Consider the following 21,953-nt stretch of genomic DNA (forward strand, 5'->3'; position numbering starts at 1 on the left):
CCACAGGGGTTCTGTGGCGGTCAGTTGCTTGAGAGCTTGTCCCCACGCGCAAACTTCCACGTCCGGATGATTTCCAGCCGGTCGATGTCCGACAAGTCGCCGGTAAACGGTGCAAACGGCGCGGCCAGGCGGACGATGCGTTGCGCGGCCTGATCCAGCAGCGGCTGGCCGGAGGATTCCAGCACCAGCACTTCATACAGCGAGCCGTCACGGTTGATCGAGACCATCAGTCGCAAATTGCCGTAGATCTGCTTGCGCCGGGCTTCTTCCGGGTAATTCAGGTTGCCGATACGCTCGACCTTCTTGCGCCATTCGTCCTTATACCAGGCGCCCTTGTCGCGCATGGTCGAAGCGGCACTCAGGCGGTGGATGCGCGGGCGCTTGGCGTATAACTGTTGTTCGTTGGCCAGCTCCGCTTCCAGGCTGGCGATGTCGCTGGACAGCTGCGAGCTGTCGAACGTTGGTGTTGCGGCCTTGGGCGTCGGCTCGGCCTTGACCTCTTGTTTCTTCGTCGCGGCTTTCTTTGGCGCAGGTGCGATGGTGGTCACGGCGGCTTTTGGTGCAGCTTCCTGTACCTGGGGTTTGACCGAAGGCGGGGGTGAGACTTTTTGAACCTTGTTGTCCTGGAAAGGCGCGATCTCAGTGGTCTTGGGGATCGCCTTTTTGTCCAGGGTGCCGCTGCCTTGCTGGTTTTCCTGAGCGAGGAAATCAGCTTTCTTCGGCTTGGTTTCGCTTTTGAAGGTGGCGAGGGTGATTTCCAGGGTTTTGCTGATCTGCTTGGGTTCGACAAACGTGAACCCGACGCCCAACAGCAAAGCCAGGTGAATCAGCGCCGCGAGAAACAGGGTAAAACCGAGGCGATCGGCCGGGCGCACGCCACGTTGGGCGAGTTCGGGGGGCAGATCGGAAGGGAGTGTCATCAGCGGTTCGACATCACAAAAGGCATCACAAAAACCAACATCGCGCGTTTCACAGGCCGCGCATGATAACGCAATGTTGGTTCCTGCTTGTTTGTTCTACATCACTTGGCTTTAAGCTTCTGATCGATGGCAGCCATCAGCATTTCGCCGATGTTCGTGCCAAAAGCGTTGTCGATCTCACGGATGCAGGTCGGGCTGGTGACGTTGATTTCGGTCAGGTGCTCGCCGATCACGTCGAGGCCGACGAACAGCAAGCCTTTTTCACGCAGGGTCGGGCCGACCTGTGCGGCGATCCAGCGATCCTTGTCGGTCAGCGGGCGCGCTTCGCCACGGCCACCGGCTGCCAGGTTGCCACGGGTTTCGCCAGCCGCCGGAATTCGCGCCAGGCAGTAATCCACAGGCTCGCCGTCGATCATCAGGATGCGCTTGTCGCCATCCTTGATCGCCGGCAGGTAACCCTGGGCCATGATCTGCTGCTTGCCGTGCTGAGTCAGGGTTTCGAGGATCACCGAAAGGTTTGGATGGCCTTTGGTGTGACGGAAGATCGAGGCGCCGCCCATGCCGTCCAGCGGTTTGAGAATCACATCGCCGTGATGATCGGCGAAATCGCGCAATACATCGGGGCGGCGGCTGACCACGGTCGGTGGCGTGCACTGCGGGAACAGCGTGGCGAACAGTTTTTCATTGCAGTCGCGCAGGCTCTGCGGCTTGTTGACCACCAGCACGCCCGCGCGCTCGGCTTGCTCGAGCAGGTAGGTGGAGTAGACGAACTCCATGTCGAACGGCGGATCCTTGCGCATCAGGATCACGTCCAGATCGCTCAGCAGCGCGTCGGTTTCGGCTTCCAGTTCGAACCATTTTTCCGGGTTGGCGAAGACCTTCAGCGGACGCATGCGTGCCCGGGCTTCACCTTCGGCCTGGTACAGATCGCGCTGTTCCATATAGAACAGCGTCCAGCCGCGAGCCTGGGCGGCCAACAGCATGGCCAGCGAGCTATCCTTTTTATAGGAAATGCTGGCGATAGGGTCCATGACAATCCCGACACGAACGCTCATGGGTTTTTCCTCGAAATTTGGGTGGTCAAAGCGACATGAAAAAGTGGCGTCAGAGTGGCGCTGAGTGTGTTCCCGGTCAAGGAAAAACCACCTTGAGGGTTGCTCGATAGATTGGACTTGGAGACTGTGCTAAAAAGGCTGTCATGTCGTGCTGGCCCTTGAACATCAAGGGTTTCGAGCCCCCGGGAAGCCGGAAACGGACAAATTGATTCGCAAAGGCGACGGTAGAGCAATTATGGAACAGCATTCCAGCGCCTTGAAGGTCATGGTGATCGACGATTCGAAGACAATTCGCCGCACCGCCGAAACGCTGTTGAAGAACGTGGGCTGTGAGGTGATCACCGCCATCGATGGTTTTGATGCCCTGGCCAAGATTGCCGACAATCATCCCGGCATCATTTTTGTCGACATCATGATGCCGCGTCTGGATGGCTATCAGACCTGCGCTTTAATCAAGAACAACAGCGCGTTCAAGTCCACGCCAGTGATTATGCTGTCGTCCAAGGACGGGTTGTTCGACAAGGCCAAGGGGCGCATCGTTGGCTCTGACCAGTTTTTGACCAAACCTTTCAGCAAGGAAGAACTGCTGAACGCGATCCAGGCCCATGTACCGGGCTTTGCCGTCGTTTCGCCGCAGTAGGACACGCACAGTGACGCTCGGCCAACGGGCCCGGCGTCTATAAGAATGGGGAAGACCATGGCACGTATTCTGATCGTCGATGATTCGCCGACTGAAATGTACAAACTGACCGGCATGCTGGAAAAGCACGGTCACGAAGTGTTGAAAGCCGAAAACGGCGCCGACGGCGTAGCGCTGGCCCGTCAGGAAAAACCCGACGCGGTGCTGATGGACATCGTCATGCCTGGCCTCAATGGCTTCCAGGCCACCCGCCAATTGACCAAAGACGCTGAAACCAGCCACATCCCGGTGATTATCATCACCACCAAGGATCAGGAAACCGACAAAGTCTGGGGCACCCGCCAAGGCGCCAAGGATTACCTCACCAAGCCGGTGGACGAAGACACCCTGATCAAAACCCTGAACTCCGTTCTGGCTGGCTGACGGCCGACCCATGGCCGAGTCGCTGACTGCCTTCGAACTGCTGCTGCAGATCGATCAGCGCTGCCGTCTGCTGGCGGCGGATCTGCCTTCGCAGCAAACCCGCAACCATGGCTGGAGCGGGATCGGCTTTCGCCTCGGCGAGCGCTGGTACGTGGCGCCCATGGGCGAGGTCAGCGAAGTCCTGCACGAGCCGCGTTGTACTCAGTTACCGGGGGTCAAGTCGTGGGTCAAGGGCGTGGCCAACCTGCGCGGGCGGCTGCTGCCGATCATGGACCTGTGCGGTTTCCTTGGCACTGAATTGTCTGCGCTGCGCAAGCAGCGGCGCGTACTGGTGGTTGAGTATAAAGAGGTGTTTGTCGGGTTGATGGTCGATGAGGTGTTCGGTATGCAGCACTTTGACCAGGCCAGTTTCGAGCCGGCGTCACTGGACGCGCAGGACGGCCCGGCGGGTGCTTTCATAAAGGGACAGTTCGTGCGCGAGCAGCGTTGGCAGGTCTTCAGCCCGTTTGCCCTGGCGCAGTCACCTCGATTCATGGATGTGGCCCTGTAAACGCAATGGGTGCGTCGACGCGCACCCTGCAGCTGGCGAAGCCTGCGTTCGAGGGCGAAGCACTCGCAAAATCAGGCACCGCGTAGTGTCAGGTTGACAGGGTTGGCAGGGTTTACGACCGCTTCGCGGCCGAACGCAGGCTTCGCCAGCTGCTACGGATCGCGATCTTTTAGGCGAGGATCGATGATAAAAGCAAAAACAGGCAAGGCTACGGAAGGGTCGCGCAGTCGCTCGCAGATCATTGTGCTGTTCATCGCGCTGATCGTGTTCATCATGCTGCTGTTCGCCAACTTCGCTTACCTCAACACCCAGGCGTCCTATGACAAACAGTACATCGGCCATGCCGGTGAGCTGCGCGTGCTGTCCCAGCGCATTGCCAAAAACGCCACCGAAGCGGCCGCTGGCAAAGCGGCTGCGTTCAAGCTGCTGAGCGACGCCCGTAATGACTTCGCCCAGCGCTGGGGCTACTTGAAAAAAGGTGACCCGGCCACCGGCCTGCCGCCCGCACCGCCGGCGGTACGTCCGGAAATGCACGCGGTGCAACTGGACTGGGAGCGCCTGCTGAAGAATACCGACGCAATCCTTTCCAGCGAGCAGACCGTGTTGTCGCTGCATCAGGTCGCCGCGACCCTGGCCGAGACCGTGCCGCAGTTGCAGGTCGAGTACGAAAAAGTCGTCGAAATTCTGCTCCAGCGCGGCGCGCCTGCCGCTCAGGTGGCCATGGCCCAGCGCCAGTCGTTGCTGGCCGAGCGAATCCTTGGCGCGGTCAACACCGTGCTCGCCGGCGACGAAAACGCCCAGCAGGCCGCCGACGCCTTTGGCCGTGATGCAGCGCGCTTTGGTCAGGTGCTCAACGGCATGCTGCAGGGCAATCCGTCACTGAAAATCAGTCAGGTCGAAGACCACGATGCCCGCGCCCGGCTGGCCGAAATTGCCGAACTGTTCGAATTCGTCTCGGGCTCGGTCGACGAAATCCTCGAAACCTCACCTGAACTGTTCAAGGTCCGCGAGTCGGCGGGCAACATCTTCAATTTGTCGCAGACCCTGCTCGATGAGGCTTCGCACCTGGCCAGCGGTTTCGAAAATATGGTGGGAGGTCGTTCGACCGATACCATCGGCGGTTACGTGCTGGGCTTGCTGGCGCTGACTTCAATTATCCTGATCGGCCTGGTGATGGTCCGCGAAACCAATCGCCAATTGCGGGAAACCGCCGAGAAGAACGAGCGTAACCAGAACGCGATCATGCGCTTGCTCGATGAGATCGAAGACCTCGCCGATGGCGACCTGACGGTGACGGCCTCGGTGACCGAAGACTTCACCGGGACCATTGCCGACTCGATCAATTACTCGGTCGATCAGCTGCGCGATCTGGTCGCGACCATTAACCTGACGGCCGGTCAGGTGGCTGCCGCCGTACAGGAAACCCAGGCGACGGCGATGCACCTGGCCCAAGCCTCGGAGCACCAGGCACAGCAGATTTCCGAAGCCTCGACCGCGATCAACGAAATGGCCCAGTCCATCGACCAGGTGTCGGCGAATGCCGCCGAGTCTTCTGCGGTTGCCGAGCGCTCGGTGGAAATCGCCAACAAGGGCAACGAGGTGGTGCACAACACCATTCACGGCATGGACAACATCCGTGAACAGATTCAGGACACGGCCAAGCGGATCAAACGTTTGGGCGAGTCTTCCCAGGAAATTGGCGACATCGTCAGCCTGATCGACGACATTGCCGACCAGACCAACATCCTCGCGCTGAACGCCGCGATCCAGGCCTCCATGGCCGGTGACGCCGGGCGCGGTTTTGCCGTGGTTGCCGATGAAGTCCAGCGCCTGGCAGAGCGCTCGTCGGCGGCCACCCGGCAGATTGAAACCCTGGTGCGGGCGATTCAGACTGACACCAATGAAGCGGTGATTTCCATGGAACAGACCACCACCGAAGTGGTGCGCGGCGCGCGACTGGCGCAGGATGCCGGAGTGGCCCTGGAAGAAATCGAAGGCGTATCGAAAACCCTCGCGGCGTTGATCCAGAGTATTTCCAATGCGGCGCAGCAACAGACGTCTTCGGCGGGTCAGATTTCCTTGACGATGAACGTGATCCAGCAGATCACCACGCAGACCTCGTCGGGCTCCACGGCCACCGCCGAGAGCATCGGCAACCTGGCGAAGATGGCCAGCCAGCTGCGGCGTTCGGTGTCTGGTTTCACCTTGCCGGCTGTCGCTGAGCGCAGTGCCGACAAGGCTTGAACGATGCCTGCTGGGAACGCATTTTGACTGGAGTGGTTATGGGTGATCGGCACGACTATGTGGCCCTCGAATGGGTCAAGGGCGAAATTGCCGAAACGCTGAAGCAGGCGTTTGCTGCCCTTGAAAGCATGGCCCTCGACAACCGGGTCGAAGAGCCGCTGACGGCGCACGCGATCGACGAGTGCCTGGCGGGGATCCATCAGGTCCACGGCAGTTTGCAGATGGTCGAGTTCTACGGCGCGGCGCTGCTCGCCGAAGAGATGGAGCAGCTCGCGGCGGCGTTGCAGCAAAACCGTGTCAGCCATCGCGATGAAGCCATTCGCCTGTTGCAACAAGCCCTCGGCCAGTTACCGATTTACCTCGACCGCGTGCAGAGCGCCCGTCGCGACTTGCCGTTGGTGGTTTTGCCGCTGATCAACGACCTGCGCAGCGCCCGCGGCGAAAGCCTGTTGTCGGAAACCAGCCTGTTCAGCCCACAGTGGCAGGACCTGCCCGCGCTGGACGAAGACACCCAGGCGATGCTTGAACCCGCCGAGCTGCCAAATGTGCTGCGCAAATTGCGGCAAATGTTGCAGATGGGGCTGGTGGGCTTGCTTCGCGAGCAGGACGACAACACCAATCTCGGCTATCTGGCCAAGGTCTTTGCGCGCCTTGAAGCGCTGTGCGGTGACGCGCCATTGAGTCCGTTGTGGCAAGTGGCTTCGGCGCTGGTCGAAGGCATGGTCAGTGGCAGCATCGCCAATAGCCCGGCGCTGCGCAGTCTGTTCAAGGACGCCGACAAGGAACTCAAACGCCTGCTGGAACAAGGCATGCCGGGCATCAATCAGCCGGCACCGCCCGAGCTGCTGAAAAGCCTGCTGTTCTACATTGCCAAGGCACAACAGCCCACTGCGCAGATGCAAATCATGAAAGATCGCTACGCGCTGGATGACGCATTGCCCGACAGCGCGATGGTCGATGAAGAGCGCGCCCGCCTGGCGGGTCCAGACCGCGACGCGATGCGTTCGGTGTTGGCCGCGCTCTGTGAAGAGCTGGTGCGGGTCAAGGAGCGCCTCGACCTGTTCGTGCGCAGCGACCGTCAACATGTCTCGGACCTCGACAGCCTGCTGGCGCCGCTGCGGCAAATCGCCGACACCCTGGCGGTGCTCGGTTTCGGCCAACCGCGCAAGGTGATCATCGATCAACTGGCAGTGGTCCTGAGCCTTGCCCAGGGCCAGCGAGAGCCGAATGACGCGATCCTGATGGACGTCGCCGGTGCCCTGCTTTACGTCGAGGCGACGCTGGCCGGGATGGTCGGCACCGTTGAGGAACGCCGCGAAGAAAGCCGGTTGCCAACCACCGACTTGACCCAGATCCACCAGATCGTCATCAAGGAAGCGCGCATCTGCCTGCAACAGGCCAAGGACATGATCGTCGACTACATTGACGCCGACTGGGACCGTCAGGCCTTGCAGCCGCTTCCGGCCGTGCTGACCCAGGTGCGTGGCGCGCTGGCGATGATCCCGTTGAACCGTGCCGCGAGCCTGCTGGAAGCCTGCAACAGCTTCATTCGCGAGCATCTGCTGGTGGATCAGACACCGCCTGACTGGCAGCAACTCGATAACCTGGCCGACGTGATTACCAGCATCGAGTATTACCTGGAGCGCTTGAGCGAAGACCATGAGGCGCCCGGCGAACAGATTCTCGACGTCGCCGAGCAAAGCCTGGCGGCACTGGGTTATTTCCCCAACGAAGTGCATGTGCCGCAGCTCGAAGAAATACTGAGCCCGGGCTTGGCGTCAGTGCTGCAGGATGTGCAGGTGCCGGATAACCCGCAGACCGCCCAGTCGCTGGCAGAGGTGTTGGCCAACCCGATCTGCGCCGTCAACCCGCCCGCACTGATCACGCCGGGCAGTCTGTTGCCGCCGCCGGCCGATGAAGAGCCGGTGGATGATGAACTGCGAGAAGTCTTTCTTGAGGAGACCGACGAGGTCCTCGAAATCCTGCGCGAATACCAGCCGCGCTGGTTGGCCAGCCCCGACAGCGCCTCTGCCCTGAGCGAGTTGCGCCGCGCCTTCCACACCTTGAAAGGCAGTGGCCGAATGGTGCGCGCACTGGTGCTGGGCGAACTGGCCTGGGCGCTGGAGAACCTGCTCAACCGGGTGCTGGAGCGCAGCGTCGAACCGGGCCCAAAGGTGCATCAACTGCTGGCTGATGTGCTGCAACTGCTGCCTGAGCTGATCGCCGAGTTTGCCGCCAACACCCAGCGCCAGCGCGAAGATGTCGATCGCCTGGCGGCTCGCGCCCATGGGTTGGCGAAGGGCGCTGAAACCTTGCCGGACGCGGCGCAGCAGAATGTTGCGCCGCTCGATCCACAGTTGCTGGAGATTTTCCGCAACGAAGCCGAAACCCACCTCAACAGCCTCAATCGCTTTCTCGATCAGGCCGCCGAGCACGCGCCGTTGCAGGCCAGTGATGAGTTGCAGCGCGCGTTGCACACCCTCAAGGGCAGCGCTTCGATGGCGGGTGTGTTGCCGATTGCCGAACTGGCGGCGCCGTTCGATCAACTGGCTCGCGAGTACAAGGCGCACCAGATTGCGCTGGACCTGGACGAAGTCGAACTGCTGCTCGAAGCCAGCGACCTGTTGCGGCGCGGCTTGAAGCACTTGAACAGTGATCCGCTGACGCCCATCAGCGGTGCCGAAAGCCTGATCGAGCGCACTCAGGCGCTGCTCGGCGAGCGCCTGGAAGCGATCCTCAACGCACCGAATACTGGGCTGCGGATCAAGCGTGATCCGCAATTGATCAACAACTTCCTCGCCCAGGGCATGGACATCCTGCTGGACGCCGAAAGCCTGTTGCAGCGCTGGCAGCAGCACCCCGGTGAACGGCAGGAACTCAGCGCGCTGCTGGATGAACTGACCACCCTGGGCGAAAACGCGCACCTGGCCGATCTGCATCCGGTGGATGAGCTGTGCGAGGCCTTGCTCGACCTCTATGGCGCGGTGGAAGAAAGCAGCCTGGCGGTTAGCGAGCGGTTCTTCCACGAGGCTCAAAGTGCTCACGAAGCGCTGATCAACATGCTCGACGAACTGGCCGCCGGCCAGGAAGTCGGCTCGCAGCCGGCGCGGGTGCGCGCCTTGCGTGATCTGCTTCACGAAGGCCTTGATCCATCGGCCACGGGGCTGATCCGCAGCGATGGCAGCCGCACCCTGAGCATCACCGAACTGGGCAGCGCCACCGAGTTGGCGCAGGCGCAGGCATCGACGCTGGAGATGGACGACGAAATTGTCTCGATCTTTCTTGAAGAGGCGGTGGATATCCTCGAAAGCGCCGGGCAAGCCTTGCAGCGTTGGCTCAATGATCCGGAAAACGCTGCGCCGCTGTCGTCATTGCAACGCGACTTGCACACCCTCAAGGGCGGAGCGCGGATGGCCGAAGTCGGGCCGGTCGGTGATCTGGCCCATGAACTGGAAAGCCTTTATGAAGGCCTGGTGGACCGGCGCTTCAGTCATTCGCAAGCGCTGGGCGCGCTGCTACAACAGAGCCATGACCGCCTCGCGGTGTTGCTCGAACAGTTGCAAAACCATCAGCCGCTGGGCGACCCGAGTGCACTGATCGAGGCGATCCAGCAGTTCCGGCAAAGCAGTGGCAGTACGGCCGATGTGGTCGAAGCGGCGGCCGCGAATGACTCGGCGAGCAACGATCCAGAGTTGCTGGAGATCTTCCTTGAGGAAGGTTTCGACATCATCGACAGCTCTGGCGCGGCGTTGTCGCGCTGGCAGGCAGACCCGCAAAACCGTCAGGAAATGGAAACCCTGCTGCGCGACCTGCACACCCTCAAGGGTGGTGCACGGATGGTGGAAATCGCCCCGATTGGCGACCTGGCCCATGAGCTGGAGTTTCTTTACGAAGCGCTGTCGACTGGCTTGCTGCAGGCAACGCCAGCGTTGTTCGATCTGTTGCAGCGCAGTCATGACCGGCTGGCGCAGATGCTCGACGCGACCCGTGCCGGTCAGCCGGTGCTGCCGGCCGACGGGTTGCTCGACGCGATCAAAACCTTTACTCACCCGACCGTCGACAAGACCCCGGCTCCGGTGGTTGAAGTTGCACCGGTGGGCAAGCCGGAGATACCAGCGCTGCAACCTGATGCCGGCGCCGACATGGTCAAGGTGTCGGCCGAGCTGCTCGACGATCTGGTCAACCTGGCGGGTGAAACGTCGATCTTCCGGGGGCGCATCGAGCAGCAAGTCAATGATGCGCAGGTCGCTCTGAGCGAGATGGAAACCACCATCGAGCGTATGCGCGATCAGCTGCGCAGGCTCGACACCGAGACCCAGGGTCGGATTCTCAGCCGTCAGCAGGTTGAGGCCGAACGTCTGGGCTACGAAGAATTCGACCCGCTGGAGATGGACCGTCATTCGCAGTTGCAGCAGTTGTCGCGGGCGTTGTTCGAGTCGGCTTCCGACTTGCTTGACCTCAAGGAAACCCTCGACCGGCGTAACCACGATGCCCAGAACCTGCTGCAACAACAGGGGCGGATCAACACCGAACTGCAAGAAGGGCTGATGTGTACGCGCATGGTGCCGTTCGAGCGGATGCTGCCGCGCTTGAAGCGTATCGTCCGGCAGGTTTCCGGCGAGTTGGGCAAGGACGTCGAGTTCATTGTCGGTAACGCCGAAGGCGAGATGGACCGCAATGTTCTGGAGCGCATGGCGGCGCCGCTTGAACACATGCTGCGCAATGCCGTCGACCATGGTCTGGAGTCGGCCGAAGCACGCCGTGCCGCTGGCAAACCCGAGCAGGGCCGAATCACCCTGGACCTGTCCCGTGAGGGCGGTGACATCATTTTCGACATCCGCGACGACGGTGCCGGCGTGCCGCTGGATGCAGTGCGGCGCAAGGCGATCAAGCGCGGGTTGCTCGACCCCGGCAGTGACATGAGCGACCGCGACGTGTTGCAGTTCATTCTGCAGCCGGGGTTTTCCACCGCCGAGAAAATCACCCAGATCTCCGGGCGCGGCGTCGGTATGGACGTGGTTCACGAAGAAGTGCGGCAACTCGGCGGTTCGATGAGCATCGACTCTGTGCCTGGGCAGGGCGTGCATTTCCGTATTCGGCTGCCGTTCACCGTGTCGGTCAACCGGGCGTTGATGGTGCAGTGTGCCGAGGATCAGTACGCGATCCCGCTGAACACCATCGAAGGCATTGTGCGGGTGTTGCCCTTTGAACTGGACGGTTATTACCAGCTCGATCCGCCGTCGTACGAGTACGCCGGGCAACGCTATGAATTGTGCTACCTCGGTGAGCTGCTGAAGACCAGCGTGCGCCCGAAACTGTTGGGCCAGGGCCTGCCGTTGCCGGTGTTGCTGGTGCAGTGCCACGAGCGGCACATCGCGGTGCAGGTCGACGCAATGGCCGGCACCCGGGAAATCGTGGTGAAAAGTCTCGGCCCGCAGTTCGCGGCGGTGCAGGGGCTGTCCGGCGCGACCATTCTGGGTGATGGCCGGGTGGTGCTGATTCTCGACCTGCTGGCGCATATCCGTGCAATGCAGGCGCATGTGCCTGCGCAGCATGTTACTCAGGAGCCGGCTACCGAGGCCGAACCGCAGCGTTCGATGCTGGTACTGGTGGTCGACGATTCGGTCACCGTGCGCAAGGTCACCAGTCGACTGCTCGAACGCCACGGCATGAACGTGCTGACCGCCAAGGACGGTGTCGATGCCATGCTGTTGCTGGAAGAGCACATGCCCGACCTGATGCTGCTGGACATCGAAATGCCGCGTATGGACGGTTTCGAAGTGGCGATGCAGGTGCGCAACGATCCACGTTTGCAGCACCTGCCGATCATCATGATCACCTCGCGCACCGGTCAGAAACACCGCGACCGGGCGATGGCCATCGGCGTGAACGACTACCTTGGTAAGCCGTACCAGGAATCGGTGTTGCTCGAAAGCATCGCCTTGTGGAGCAAAACCCATGCTTGAGCACCGCACCAGCAACCTGACCGGGCTGCTGCTGCCCCTGGCCGATCGCAACCTGATACTGCCCAATGTCGCTGTCGCCGAGCTGATCGACTACCAGCCTGGCACTTTCGACCTCGATTCGCCGCCCTGGTACTTGGGCCTGGTGAGCTGGCGCGACCGGCAAATCCCGCTGCTGAGCTTCGAGTCGGCCTGCGGCAACAAGACCGTGATCGGCGACCGCGCCCGCATCGTCGTCGTCAACGCCCTTGGCGGGCGCCCGCAGCTCAAATTCATCGCCTTGCTGGTGCAAGGGATTCCACGTTCCTACAAACTCGACAGCCAGTTGAGCTACGTCGACGTGCCGTTGTGCTCGCTGGAGCGCGCAGCGGTACAGGTCGCTGAACAAGTGGCGAAAGTCCCGGATCTGCTGGCGCTGGAAGAGTTGCTGGTGGGGGCGGGGTTGGTTCAACCATGAGTGATCGCTCCTGCACTGCTCGCGGGAATGATCTATTCGCGGACAATAGCGCTGACATTTGATTTGAAACATTGCGCTCTCAGGCTACAACCCTGAGCCTTGCGCGATGTCGCAGTGATTTTGAGGTTGGAAACACATGTACCACGGGGAAAGATTCAACGCCTGGAGCCATTTGTTCGGGGCGGTTGCGGCGATTGTCGGGGCGGTCTGGTTGCTGGTGATTGCCAGCCTGGACGGTAACCCCTGGAAGATCGTCAGTGTGGCGATTTACGGGTTTACCTTGCTGGTGCTGTACAGCGTTTCGACGGTTTATCACAGCGTGCGCGGACGGGCGAAGGTGATCATGCAGAAGGTCGATCACCTGTCGATCTATCTGTTGATCGCCGGCAGCTACACGCCGTTTTGTCTGGTCACCCTGCGCGGGCCGTGGGGCTGGACGCTGTTCGGGATTGTCTGGGGACTGGCGGTCATCGGCATGCTGCAAGAGATCAAACCGCGCTCCGAGGCGCGGATTCTGTCGATCGTGATCTACGCGGTGATGGGCTGGATCGTGCTGGTGGCGGTCAAACCGCTGCTCGCGGCGCTGGGCACCGTCGGTTTTGCCTGGCTGGCGGCGGGCGGGGTGTTTTATACCGTCGGCATCATCTTCTTTGCCCTCGACAGCCGGCTGCGCCACGCCCACGGCATCTGGCACCTGTTTGTCATCGCCGGCAGTTTGCTGCACTTCGTGGCGATCCTGTTTTACGTGCTTTAGACCGAGGTGCGGCTATCGCGAGCAGGCTCGCTCCCACAGGTACAGCGGCGTTCTTGTGGGAGCGAGCCTGCTCGCGATAGGGGACTAGAAGTCGCCCCAAAGCTGCTGGGCCACGGCCAACGCCACCACAGGCGCGGTTTCGGTGCGCAGCACGCGTGGGCCGAGGCGGGCGGAATGGAATCCGGCGCTTTGCGCCTGATCGACTTCAGCATCCGACAACCCGCCTTCCGGGCCGATCAGGAACGCCAGTGTCGAAGGTTTGGCATGGCTGACCAGCGGCTCGGCCACCGGGTGCAGCACCAGCTTCAGTTCGGCCTCGGTTTGTTTCAGCCAGTCGGCCAACAGCAACGGCGGGTGAATCACCGGCACACGCGAGCGACCGCACTGTTCGCAGGCGCTGATCGCCACCTGACGCCAGTGTTGCAGGCGTTTGTCGGCGCGTTCGTCCTTGAGCCGGACTTCGCAGCGGTCAGTGAAAATCGGGGTGATTTCAGTCACGCCCAGTTCGGTGGCTTTCTGAATCGCCCAGTCCATCCGCTCGCCCCGGGACAAACCCTGGCCCAGATGAATCTGCAACGGCGACTCGACTTGCCCGGCGAAGCTTTCCGTCAACGCCACCCGCACGCGCTTCTTGCCGACTTCCGCCAGGGTGCCGCGAAATTCCTGACCTGAACCGTCGAACACTTGCAGCGCATCGCCCTCGGCCATGCGCAGCACGCGGCTGATGTAATGCGCCTGGGCTTCCGGCAATTCATGCTCGCCGAGGCTCAAGGGGGCGTCGATAAAGAAGCGGGACAGTCTCATTCTGGGTCTCTGTAAAAAATTGAATGTGCGGCTTGGCAATGATCTGTGGCGAATAGCTTTTGTGGCGAGGGAGCTTGCTCCCGCTGGGGCGCGAAGCGGCCCCAAAACCTGCGACCGCGTTTTTTCAGTCAATACGCATCTGCCGGGTTACGACTGCTTCGCAGCCGAGCGGGAGCAAGCTCCCTCGCCACAGTCGATCTTCGGCATGCCCTAGCCCGGATCGCGGAACCCCGGATGGAAGTCCTTCGGCACCGCTACGCTGACCTTGTTGCTGGTAGCGATATCGATCCCTTCGCTGGCGACCTCGGCGAGGAAGTCGATCTGTTCGGGGGTAATCACATACGGCGGCAGGAAATACACCACGCTGCCCAATGGCCGCAACAGGGCACCACGTTCCAGGGCGTGCTGGAACACCTTCAGCCCACGGCGTTCCTGCCACGGGTAGGCGGTCTTGCTGGCCTTGTCCTGAACCATCTCGATAGCCAGCACCATACCGGTCTGGCGCACTTCCGAGACGTGCGGATGATCGACCAGATGCGCGGTCGAGCTGGCCATGCGCTGGGCAAGGGCCTTGTTGTTCTCGATCACGTTGTCTTCTTCGAAGATATCCAGTGTCGCTAACGCCGCCGCACAGGCCAGCGGGTTGCCGGTGTAGCTGTGGGAATGCAGGAAGGCGCGCAGGGTTGGATAGTCGTCGTAGAAAGCGCTGTAGACCTCGTCCGTGGTGACGCAAGCCGCCAATGGCAGATAACCGCCGGTCAATGCCTTGGACAGGCACAGGAAATCCGGGCGGATGCCGGCCTGTTCGCAGGCGAACATCGTTCCGGTGCGGCCGAAGCCGACGGCGATTTCGTCGTGGATCAGGTGCACGCCGTAACGGTCGCAGGCTTCGCGCAGCAATTTCAGGTACGCCGGGTGGTACATGCGCATGCCGCCAGCGCCCTGGATCAGCGGCTCGACGATTACCGCGGCGACAGTGTCGTGGTTTTCCGCCAGGGTCTGCTCCATTGCGGCGAACATATTGCGCGAGTGTTCTTCCCAGCTCATGCCTTCGGGACGCAGGTAGCAGTCCGGGCTCGGCACTTTGATGGTGTCCAGCAGCAGCGCTTTGTAGGTTTCAGTGAACAGCGGCACGTCGCCGACCGACATCGCGGCCATGGTTTCGCCGTGGTAGCTGTTGGTCAGGGTGACGAAGCGCTTCTTGTTCGGCTGGCCGCGATTGAGCCAGTAGTGAAAGCTCATTTTCAGCGCGACTTCGATGCAGGACGACCCGTTATCGGCGTAGAAACACCGTGTCAGGCCTTCCGGTGTCATCTTCACCAGGCGTTCGGACAACTCGATCACCGGTTGATGGCTGAAGCCGGCAAGGATCACGTGTTCCAGTTGATCGACCTGATCCTTGATCCGCTGGTTGATCCGCGGGTTGGCGTGGCCAAACACGTTGACCCACCAGGAGCTGACCGCGTCGAGGTAGCGTTTGCCTTCGAAGTCTTCGAGCCATACGCCTTCGCCGCGCTTGATCGGGATCAGCGGCAGTTGTTCGTGGTCTTTCATCTGGGTGCAGGGATGCCACAACACCGCGAGATCGCGTTGCATCCACTGATTATTCAGGCCCATTTTCACTCTCCTCGAGGCGGCTCGCGACGTGCGCGGGCAAACAGTCGCGCAAGCCTATGCAATGCCGGGCAAGCGGACAACCTATTGTGGTGTTTTCAAGTGCCTGTAGTGACGAGCAAGCGGTCTTATAGGGCACGCTTGATGCGCTTGCGATGACACGCCTGACACGTGGTTAATCTTTCCTTAACCAACCGGCTTCAGACTCTTGATCGTATTTCTCGATATTTCAAAGCGAAATTTTCGGCTTTAATTCGATAGATAACTCGATAGTCTTGGTCGCAGTTCTTACAGGATTTGGGCAATGCAGCTACGTAACTCTTCCGCCCGCTACGGCGGAGTCAGCATCTTTCTGCACTGGGGCGTGGCACTGGCAGTCTTCGGTCTGTTTGCTCTGGGCTTATGGATGGTAGGTCTCGACTACTACAGCAGCTGGCGCAAAGAAGCGCCGGATTTGCACAAAAGCATCGGCCTGATGCTGTTCGCGATCATGCTGTTGCGGGCGCTCTGGCGTTTTGTCAGCCCACCACCACCGCCGCTGCAAAGCTATAGCCGCATGACACGTCTCGGCGCCACGCTCGGCCATGCCTTCCTCTATCTCAGCCTGTTCGCTGTGATGATTGCCGGTTATCTGATTTCCACCGCAGACGGTGTCGGTATTCCGGTGTTTGGTCTGTTTGAAATTCCTGCGCTGATTTCCGGTCTACCGGATCAGGCAGACATAGCCGGTGCGATTCATCTGTATCTGGCCTGGGCGCTGGTCATTTTTTCCGGTCTCCATGCGTTGGCAGCACTGAAACACCACTTTATCGACCGTGATGCGACCCTGACGCGAATGCTGGGACGCAAAGCCTGATGTTCAACCTCGACTCCAAGGAATAGAAAGCATGTTGAAAAAGACTCTCGCCGCTCTGGCAATCGGTACTGCGCTGTTGTCAGCCGGTCAGGCGATGGCCGCGGAATACAAGATCGACAAGGAGGGTAATCATGCCTTCGTCGACTTCAAGATCAGCCACCTGGGCTACAGCTTCATCCACGGTACTTTCAAGGATTGGGACGGCAAGTTCAGCTTCGACGCCAAGGCTCCAGAAGCCAGCAAAATCGATGTTGTGCTGAAAACCGCCAGCATTGATACCAACCACGCTGAACGTGACAAGCACATCCGTACCCCGGACTTCCTGGACGCAGCGAAATTCCCTGAAGCCAAGTTCGTTTCCACCAGTGTTAAATCCACTGGCGAAAAAACCGCCGACGTGACCGGCGACCTGACCCTGCACGGTGTGACCAAGCCAGTCGTGTTCAAGGCAACCTTCAACGGCGAAGGCAAGGATCCATGGGGCGGCTACCGTGCCGGCTTCAACGGTACTACCACGCTGCAGCTGAGCGAGTTCGGCATCAAAGGCCCGGGCCCTACTTCCCAGACCCTGGACCTGGACATCTCGTTTGAAGGTGTTCAAGCGAAATAATTTTCGCTGCTGACACAAAAACGCCCCCGATCTCGCGATCGGGGGCGTTTTTGTTAGCGGGAGAAATCAGCGGTTGCGAGTCAGCAACGCTGGTTTCTCGCCGCGTGGACGGCTTGGCAGTTGATCGAGCTGCTCAGGCGTCGGAAAGCGATCAGCCTTGGACTCCTTGTGCATGATCTTCGGCTGGGGGGTACCGCGCGGGTTTTGCACTGCGGGTTCCTGACGCGGCTGGTCGTCACGGGCCGGGCGACGGGTGCGCGACTCTTCGCGACGGGCCTGGCCGTCGCGTGGAGCGCCGCTGCGTGGACCGCTGCGTTTGGCGGGCGGGGTGCCAGTGCTGGCGCCGCTGCTGTTACGCGGGCCGTTCTGACGACCCTGTGGCTGGCCGGTGCGTGGAGCAGCTGCACCGGCGCCCGTGCCTTGTGCCGGAGCACCTGGACGGCGGCCACGACCCTGAGGAGCCTTTTGCTGCGGAACGTAGTCGACGCGGTTACCGAAGTTATCGACATCGTCGTCCAGGAACTCGTCCGGTGCACGATCAGCAGCGGCGCGAGGTGCCGGGCGCTGCTGTTCGCGGGCCGGAGTGCCTTCACGCGGCTTTTGAGCCGGGCGTTCACCACGGCCGGCAGCCGGTTTTTCCTTGCCGCCCTTGTCCTTGCCTTTGTCTTTACGACCGCCGCCACCGCCGCTGCCATTCGGACCGTCGCCGCGCGGGCCACGTGGGTTGCGCGGGTTACGCACATCCGGACGCTCGCGAACTTCTGGCTTCTCGGCTTCTACAGCGCTGGAATCAAAACCCATCAGGTCGCCATCGGCGATTTTCTGCTTGGTCATGCGCTCGATGCTTTTCAGCAGTTTTTCTTCGTCCGGGGCCACCAGCGAGATCGCCTCGCCCGAACGACCGGCACGGCCAGTACGGCCGATACGGTGCACGTAGTCTTCATCGACGTTTGGCAGCTCGAAGTTGACCACGTGTGGCAACTGGTCGATATCCAGGCCGCGAGCGGCGATATCGGTGGCGACCAGGATGCGCACTTCACCGGCCTTGAAGTCGGCCAGGGCTTTGGTGCGAGCGTTCTGGCTCTTGTTACCGTGGATCGCGACGGCGCTCAGGCCGTGTTTGTCCAGGTACTCGGCCAGGCGGTTGGCGCCGTGCTTGGTGCGGGTGAAGACCAGAACCTGTTCCCAGGCGCCGGCGGTAATCAGGTGCGCCAACAGCGAGCGCTTGTGGCTGGCGGCCAGACGGAACACGCGTTGCTCGATGCGCTCGACCGTGGTGTTCGGCGGCGTGACTTCGATGCGTTCCGGGTTGTGCAGCAACTTGCCGGCAAGGTCAGTGATGTCCTTGGAGAAGGTTGCCGAGAACAGCAGGTTCTGACGCTTGGCGGGCAGGCGGGCGAGGACTTTTTTCACGTCATGGACGAAGCCCATGTCGAGCATCCGGTCCGCTTCGTCCAGTACCAGGATTTCCACGTGGGACAGGTCGACGCTGCCTTGGCCGGCCAGGTCGAGCAAGCGACCCGGGCAGGCTACCAGCACATCAACACCGCGGGACATGGCCTGAACCTGTGGGTTCATGCCAACGCCGCCGAAGATGCAGGCACTGACGAATTTCAGGTCACGGGCATAGACCTTGAAGCTCTCATGCACTTGAGCCGCGAGTTCGCGAGTCGGGGTCAGGACCAGGACGCGCGGTTGACGCGGACCGTGACGCTGGGATTTGTCCGGGTGACCGTTGGGGAACAAACGCTCCAGAATCGGCAGGGCGAAGCCGCCGGTTTTGCCAGTACCTGTCTGTGCCGCAACCATCAGGTCGCGACCTTGCAACACGGCGGGAATGGCCCGCTGTTGCACCGGAGTAGGCTCGGTATAGCCCGCTGCCTCGATGGCGCGGACTAAAGCCTCGGAGAGACCGAGGGAAGCAAAGGACATGAGTAATCCTGTTTTAGTTAGGGCTTGGCCCAATGGGATAGTCTTGCCTGGCGCGAATGGCGTTTAAGAGAAGCGCAATCGCGTCCGGTCCTGCTGGGTCTTGAAGGCTTATCTTCGAGTGCCCGCGCGGGCTGAAAGCTGCGCTGTAGCGGTGTCGAGATGCCTTAAACAAGACCGAGCGTCCGGGCGTGAGCCTGGCGGGAAGGCCGGAGTATAACAGAGCAATCAAGGAGCGCTGCTTTCCTGCTGCTCAACGGTTTTTCCGTTGCTGGCTTGCGGAGTGATCAAAGGGTCGGGACTTACCGGGCTGGCGCCGTAGCGTGCACTCAGTTGGGCGTAGGCCGGTTCACGCTTGAAGCGCCTGAGTTCGGCACCGAAACGCTGCACCAGCAGGTCCATGCCGGCATTGCGGCGCACGGCCAAAAACTGGCTTTGGTGGCTGATGACCGTCGGGCTCTCGCTGATCTGGTCGCGCAACTTCAAGGTGTCGAGCAGGGTCTGGCCTACCCGGCGATCGGTGATCAGCAAGTCGATGCGCCCACGTGCAAGCTTGCCGAAGTTGGCTTCATGGGTCGGGGCAGGCTCGCGGGTGAACAGGGTCGAGTCCCTGAAGTCCTGGCTGTACAGGTAGCCGGGCGAGGTACCGATGGTCAGGCCGCGCAGGTCTTCAAGGGTGTGGAAAGGGTGAGGGCGATCATTGGCATAGAACATCACGAACTCGACTTCTGACAGCGGTTCGCTGGGATAGAGCAACGTGGCGTCGCGTTCGTTGCTGTGGAAGATATCCAGCGCACCGTCGGCCAACCCTTGATCCAGCATGGCCAGGCAGCGTTTCCAGGGCAGGAACTGCCACTGCACCTCAATCCCCAGCCGCTGGAAGACGATCGCCGTGGTTTCGTAATCCAGCCCGAGGGCCTGGCCGTTTTCCTCGTAGACGTAGGGCGCCCAGGGCTCGGTGACAAGGCGCAATTTCTCGCCCCGGGCGGTAAAGCTCAGGCAAGCAAAAAGCACGGCTGTCAGCAATTGGGCAATGACGGGCATCGCTGGAGATTACGACGAGAGCCGGTGCCATGGCTAGCCCGAGGGTCAGGCGCCTTTTGTCTGCACCAGATGCAGGTAGATGGCCTTGCGGCGTTCACCCAGAACCAGACGAATCATCGGGTGGTTGAACCAGTGTTCGAGTTGATGGTTTTCGAGGGGGCTTTCAAGGCGGCTTTCGACGTTGTCACGGGCCTTTTCCCACCAGACTGGCGTGCAGGCCTGATCGAACGGGTTGGCGTGCTGGTAGCAGCCATAGAGGATTTCACGCATGAATTGGCGCTGGTGCCTGGGCAGGGCCAGGGTCGCGATTTTATAGGCCAGGCGCTGGAGTGTCGGTGGCCGCGGCAGTGTCGCGGTCACCAGGCGGGTTTCATCCAGCGCGAAGGTGCTGATCGGGTCGGCGCGATGTTTGTCCAGCCAGGCGTTGATCTTGGCGCGAAACAGCTGCTTGCGGCTCCAGTAGTGATGGATCAGGTCCGGGCACTCGCGTACCTGTGTTGTACGGTAGGCCGCAACCGACAGGCAGAACTCTTCAAGGGTATAGGCACCCTGCGCCAGGGGATACAGTTCATCCATCAAGGCGATCGAATGATCCAGAACACCGGCATCCGCGCAATCAAGGCCGATGACGCCGGAGTTCAGCAGCGGCATCTGATTATCTGCCAGGTTTCTTTGTTGCAGCACGCCGGCCAGCGTCTGATATAGCCCCGCCTCTTTGTTGGCGCCGTATTGCAGGCCGAAGGCGTTGCACAGCAGGGTGCCGGGTTCGACGCGACGGAACAGCTCCAGCGGCGAGCAGTGGAAGAACGTGTCGGTGTCGATCAACAGCGCCCGTTCAGACTCGCGCAGCACTTGCTGCATCACCACATGCTTGGCGCGGAAGTGATAACCATGAGGGGCGATCCACGCCTGACGGGTACTTTCATCGAACTCACGAACCCGAACCGGCAAGTCGCGGTAAGGCGCAGGGTTGTCGGTGAAGACTTGAATGTCCAAACCTTCGCCCGGAGTTTCGCGCAGGCCTGCCAAGGCACTGGCGATACTGAACACGGCTTCCTGGTGATAGGTGTTGGCACCGTAAACCAGATAAATCAGCTGTGGGTTTGTGACTGGGCGAGTTATGGACATCTGCTGCGATCATTCCTGGCGAGTTGGGAGAGTGAAAAAAAAAGGCCCTGGATTTCGCCAGAGCCTCATTCTGATGCTAAGGGTATATCAGCGCGGCAGCTTCAGGTTACTCCATACCGCCAGGCTGGGTTCAGCCTGGTTCAAGGTATAGAAATGCAGCCCTGGAGCACCACCTTGCAACAAACGTTCACACATTTCGGTGATCACTTGCTCGCCGAAACCCTGAATGCTCTGGGTGTCGTCGCCGTAGGCTTCCAGTTGCTTGCGGATCCAGCGCGGGATTTCCGCACCGCAGGCGTCGGAAAAACGGGCCAGCTTGCTGTAGTTGGTGATCGGCATGATGCCCGGAACAATCGGGATGTTCACGCCCATCGCCCGTACACGCTCGACGAAGTAGAAGTAGCTGTCGGCGTTGAAGAAGTACTGGGTGATCGCACTGTCGGCACCGGCGTTGGCCTTGCGCACGAAGTTGGTGAGGTCGTCTTCGAAATTGCGCGCTTGCGGGTGCATTTCCGGGTAGGCGGCGACTTCGATGTGGAAGTGGTCGCCGGTTTCTTCACGAATGAAGCTCACCAGGTCATTGGCGTGACGCATTTCGCCGCTGGCCATGCCCATGCCCGAAGGCAGGTCACCGCGCAAAGCGACGATCCGCTTGATGCCGGCTGCCTTGTATTGAGCCAGCAGGCCGCGCAAGTCAGCCTTGCTGTCGCCAACGCAAGACAGATGCGGTGCGGCAGGGATTTTGACTTCGCTTTCGAGCTGCAACACGGTGTTGAGGGTGCGATCACGGGTCGAACCACCAGCGCCATAAGTGCAGGAGAAGAAATCGGGGTTGTACGTGGCCAACTGACGGGCAGTGGCGAGGAGTTTTTCATGCCCAGCGTCGGTCTTCGTAGGGAAGAACTCGAAGCTGTAGCGACGGTCTTGGGACATGGTCATATCCTTGGAAGCGCGTAAGCCTG

General features: G+C 60.8%; 17 protein-coding genes. 9 read left to right on the top strand and 8 right to left on the bottom strand.

Going from position 1 to position 21,953, the window contains the following annotated elements:
- Positions 1 to 20 precede the first annotated feature (20 nt).
- Both NTD87_RS24530 and gshB read right to left on the bottom strand, forming a co-directional pair.
- The gene (locus NTD87_RS24530; protein ID WP_262116776.1) at positions 21 to 920 is read right to left on the bottom strand and encodes an energy transducer TonB; all 900 of its coding nucleotides are present in this window, start codon (positions 918 to 920) and stop codon (positions 21 to 23) included.
- 101 nt (positions 921 to 1,021) lie between these two features.
- Complete coding sequence (gene gshB / locus NTD87_RS24535) at positions 1,022 to 1,975, bottom strand: glutathione synthase (RefSeq protein WP_262116777.1); 954 nt, start codon at positions 1,973 to 1,975, stop codon at positions 1,022 to 1,024.
- A 235-nt stretch (positions 1,976 to 2,210) separates the two neighbouring features.
- Between gshB and pilG the strand changes: the two genes are divergently transcribed.
- The 7 genes from pilG (at position 2,211) to trhA (ending at position 13,006) form a co-directional block, all read left to right on the top strand.
- Positions 2,211 to 2,615: a twitching motility response regulator PilG gene (pilG, locus tag NTD87_RS24540; protein ID WP_019694068.1), complete on the top strand. Its 405-nt coding sequence runs from the start codon at positions 2,211 to 2,213 to the stop codon at positions 2,613 to 2,615.
- A gap of 57 nt (positions 2,616 to 2,672) precedes the next feature.
- Positions 2,673 to 3,038: a twitching motility response regulator PilH gene (gene pilH / locus NTD87_RS24545; RefSeq protein WP_007929961.1), complete on the top strand. Its 366-nt coding sequence runs from the start codon at positions 2,673 to 2,675 to the stop codon at positions 3,036 to 3,038.
- 10 nt (positions 3,039 to 3,048) lie between these two features.
- On the top strand, positions 3,049 to 3,588 hold the full coding sequence (locus NTD87_RS24550; RefSeq protein ID WP_262116778.1) for a chemotaxis protein CheW: 540 nt from the start codon (positions 3,049 to 3,051) through the stop codon (positions 3,586 to 3,588).
- A 183-nt stretch (positions 3,589 to 3,771) separates the two neighbouring features.
- A complete protein-coding gene (locus NTD87_RS24555) occupies positions 3,772 to 5,832 on the top strand; it encodes a methyl-accepting chemotaxis protein (RefSeq protein ID WP_262116779.1) in 2,061 nt (686 codons plus the stop codon).
- 38 nt (positions 5,833 to 5,870) lie between these two features.
- On the top strand, positions 5,871 to 11,798 hold the full coding sequence (locus NTD87_RS24560) for an Hpt domain-containing protein (RefSeq protein ID WP_262116780.1): 5,928 nt from the start codon (positions 5,871 to 5,873) through the stop codon (positions 11,796 to 11,798).
- On the top strand, positions 11,791 to 12,252 hold the full coding sequence (locus NTD87_RS24565) for a chemotaxis protein CheW (RefSeq protein ID WP_262116781.1): 462 nt from the start codon (positions 11,791 to 11,793) through the stop codon (positions 12,250 to 12,252). Before NTD87_RS24560 ends, NTD87_RS24565 begins: the two co-directional genes overlap by 8 nt.
- Positions 12,253 to 12,388: 136 nt before the next feature.
- Positions 12,389 to 13,006 (top strand): PAQR family membrane homeostasis protein TrhA, encoded by a 618-nt coding sequence (gene trhA, locus NTD87_RS24570; protein ID WP_262116782.1) that lies wholly within the window; start codon positions 12,389 to 12,391, stop codon positions 13,004 to 13,006.
- Positions 13,007 to 13,090: 84 nt separating this feature from the next.
- Here the strand turns inward: trhA and NTD87_RS24575 are convergent, their stop codons facing one another.
- Positions 13,091 to 13,810 (bottom strand): 16S rRNA (uracil(1498)-N(3))-methyltransferase, encoded by a 720-nt coding sequence (locus NTD87_RS24575; protein ID WP_262116783.1) that lies wholly within the window; start codon positions 13,808 to 13,810, stop codon positions 13,091 to 13,093.
- 210 nt (positions 13,811 to 14,020) lie between these two features.
- A complete protein-coding gene (locus tag NTD87_RS24580) occupies positions 14,021 to 15,427 on the bottom strand; it encodes an adenosylmethionine--8-amino-7-oxononanoate transaminase (protein WP_262116784.1) in 1,407 nt (468 codons plus the stop codon).
- Positions 15,428 to 15,728: 301 nt separating this feature from the next.
- On the opposite strand from NTD87_RS24580, the gene NTD87_RS24585 reads away from it, so the two are divergent.
- Both NTD87_RS24585 and NTD87_RS24590 read left to right on the top strand, forming a co-directional pair.
- Positions 15,729 to 16,280 carry a cytochrome b gene (locus NTD87_RS24585; RefSeq protein WP_262116785.1) on the top strand — a complete coding sequence of 184 codons (552 nt, stop codon included), beginning with the start codon at positions 15,729 to 15,731 and terminating at the stop codon, positions 16,278 to 16,280.
- Between the two features lie 31 nt (positions 16,281 to 16,311).
- A complete protein-coding gene (locus tag NTD87_RS24590) occupies positions 16,312 to 16,890 on the top strand; it encodes a YceI family protein (protein WP_262116786.1) in 579 nt (192 codons plus the stop codon).
- Between the two features lie 66 nt (positions 16,891 to 16,956).
- Here NTD87_RS24590 and NTD87_RS24595 read toward each other — a convergent pair whose 3' ends face one another.
- From NTD87_RS24595 to metF, 4 genes are all read right to left on the bottom strand, one after another.
- Positions 16,957 to 18,822 (bottom strand): DEAD/DEAH box helicase, encoded by a 1,866-nt coding sequence (locus tag NTD87_RS24595; RefSeq protein WP_262116787.1) that lies wholly within the window; start codon positions 18,820 to 18,822, stop codon positions 16,957 to 16,959.
- 225 nt (positions 18,823 to 19,047) lie between these two features.
- Positions 19,048 to 19,863, bottom strand: coding sequence for a substrate-binding periplasmic protein (locus NTD87_RS24600; RefSeq protein WP_262116788.1), 816 nt, complete (start codon positions 19,861 to 19,863; stop codon positions 19,048 to 19,050).
- Positions 19,864 to 19,908: 45 nt separating this feature from the next.
- Entirely contained in the window at positions 19,909 to 20,991 is a 1,083-nt protein-coding gene (locus NTD87_RS24605; protein ID WP_262116789.1) for a hypothetical protein, read from the bottom strand.
- Positions 20,992 to 21,078: 87 nt separating this feature from the next.
- Positions 21,079 to 21,924 carry a methylenetetrahydrofolate reductase [NAD(P)H] gene (gene metF, locus NTD87_RS24610; RefSeq protein ID WP_262116790.1) on the bottom strand — a complete coding sequence of 282 codons (846 nt, stop codon included), beginning with the start codon at positions 21,922 to 21,924 and terminating at the stop codon, positions 21,079 to 21,081.
- Between the last annotated feature and the right edge of the window lie 29 nt (positions 21,925 to 21,953).

It is taken from the genome of Pseudomonas sp. 6D_7.1_Bac1 (genome assembly GCF_025465945.1).
Taxonomy (GTDB): Bacteria; Pseudomonadota; Gammaproteobacteria; order Pseudomonadales; family Pseudomonadaceae; genus Aquipseudomonas.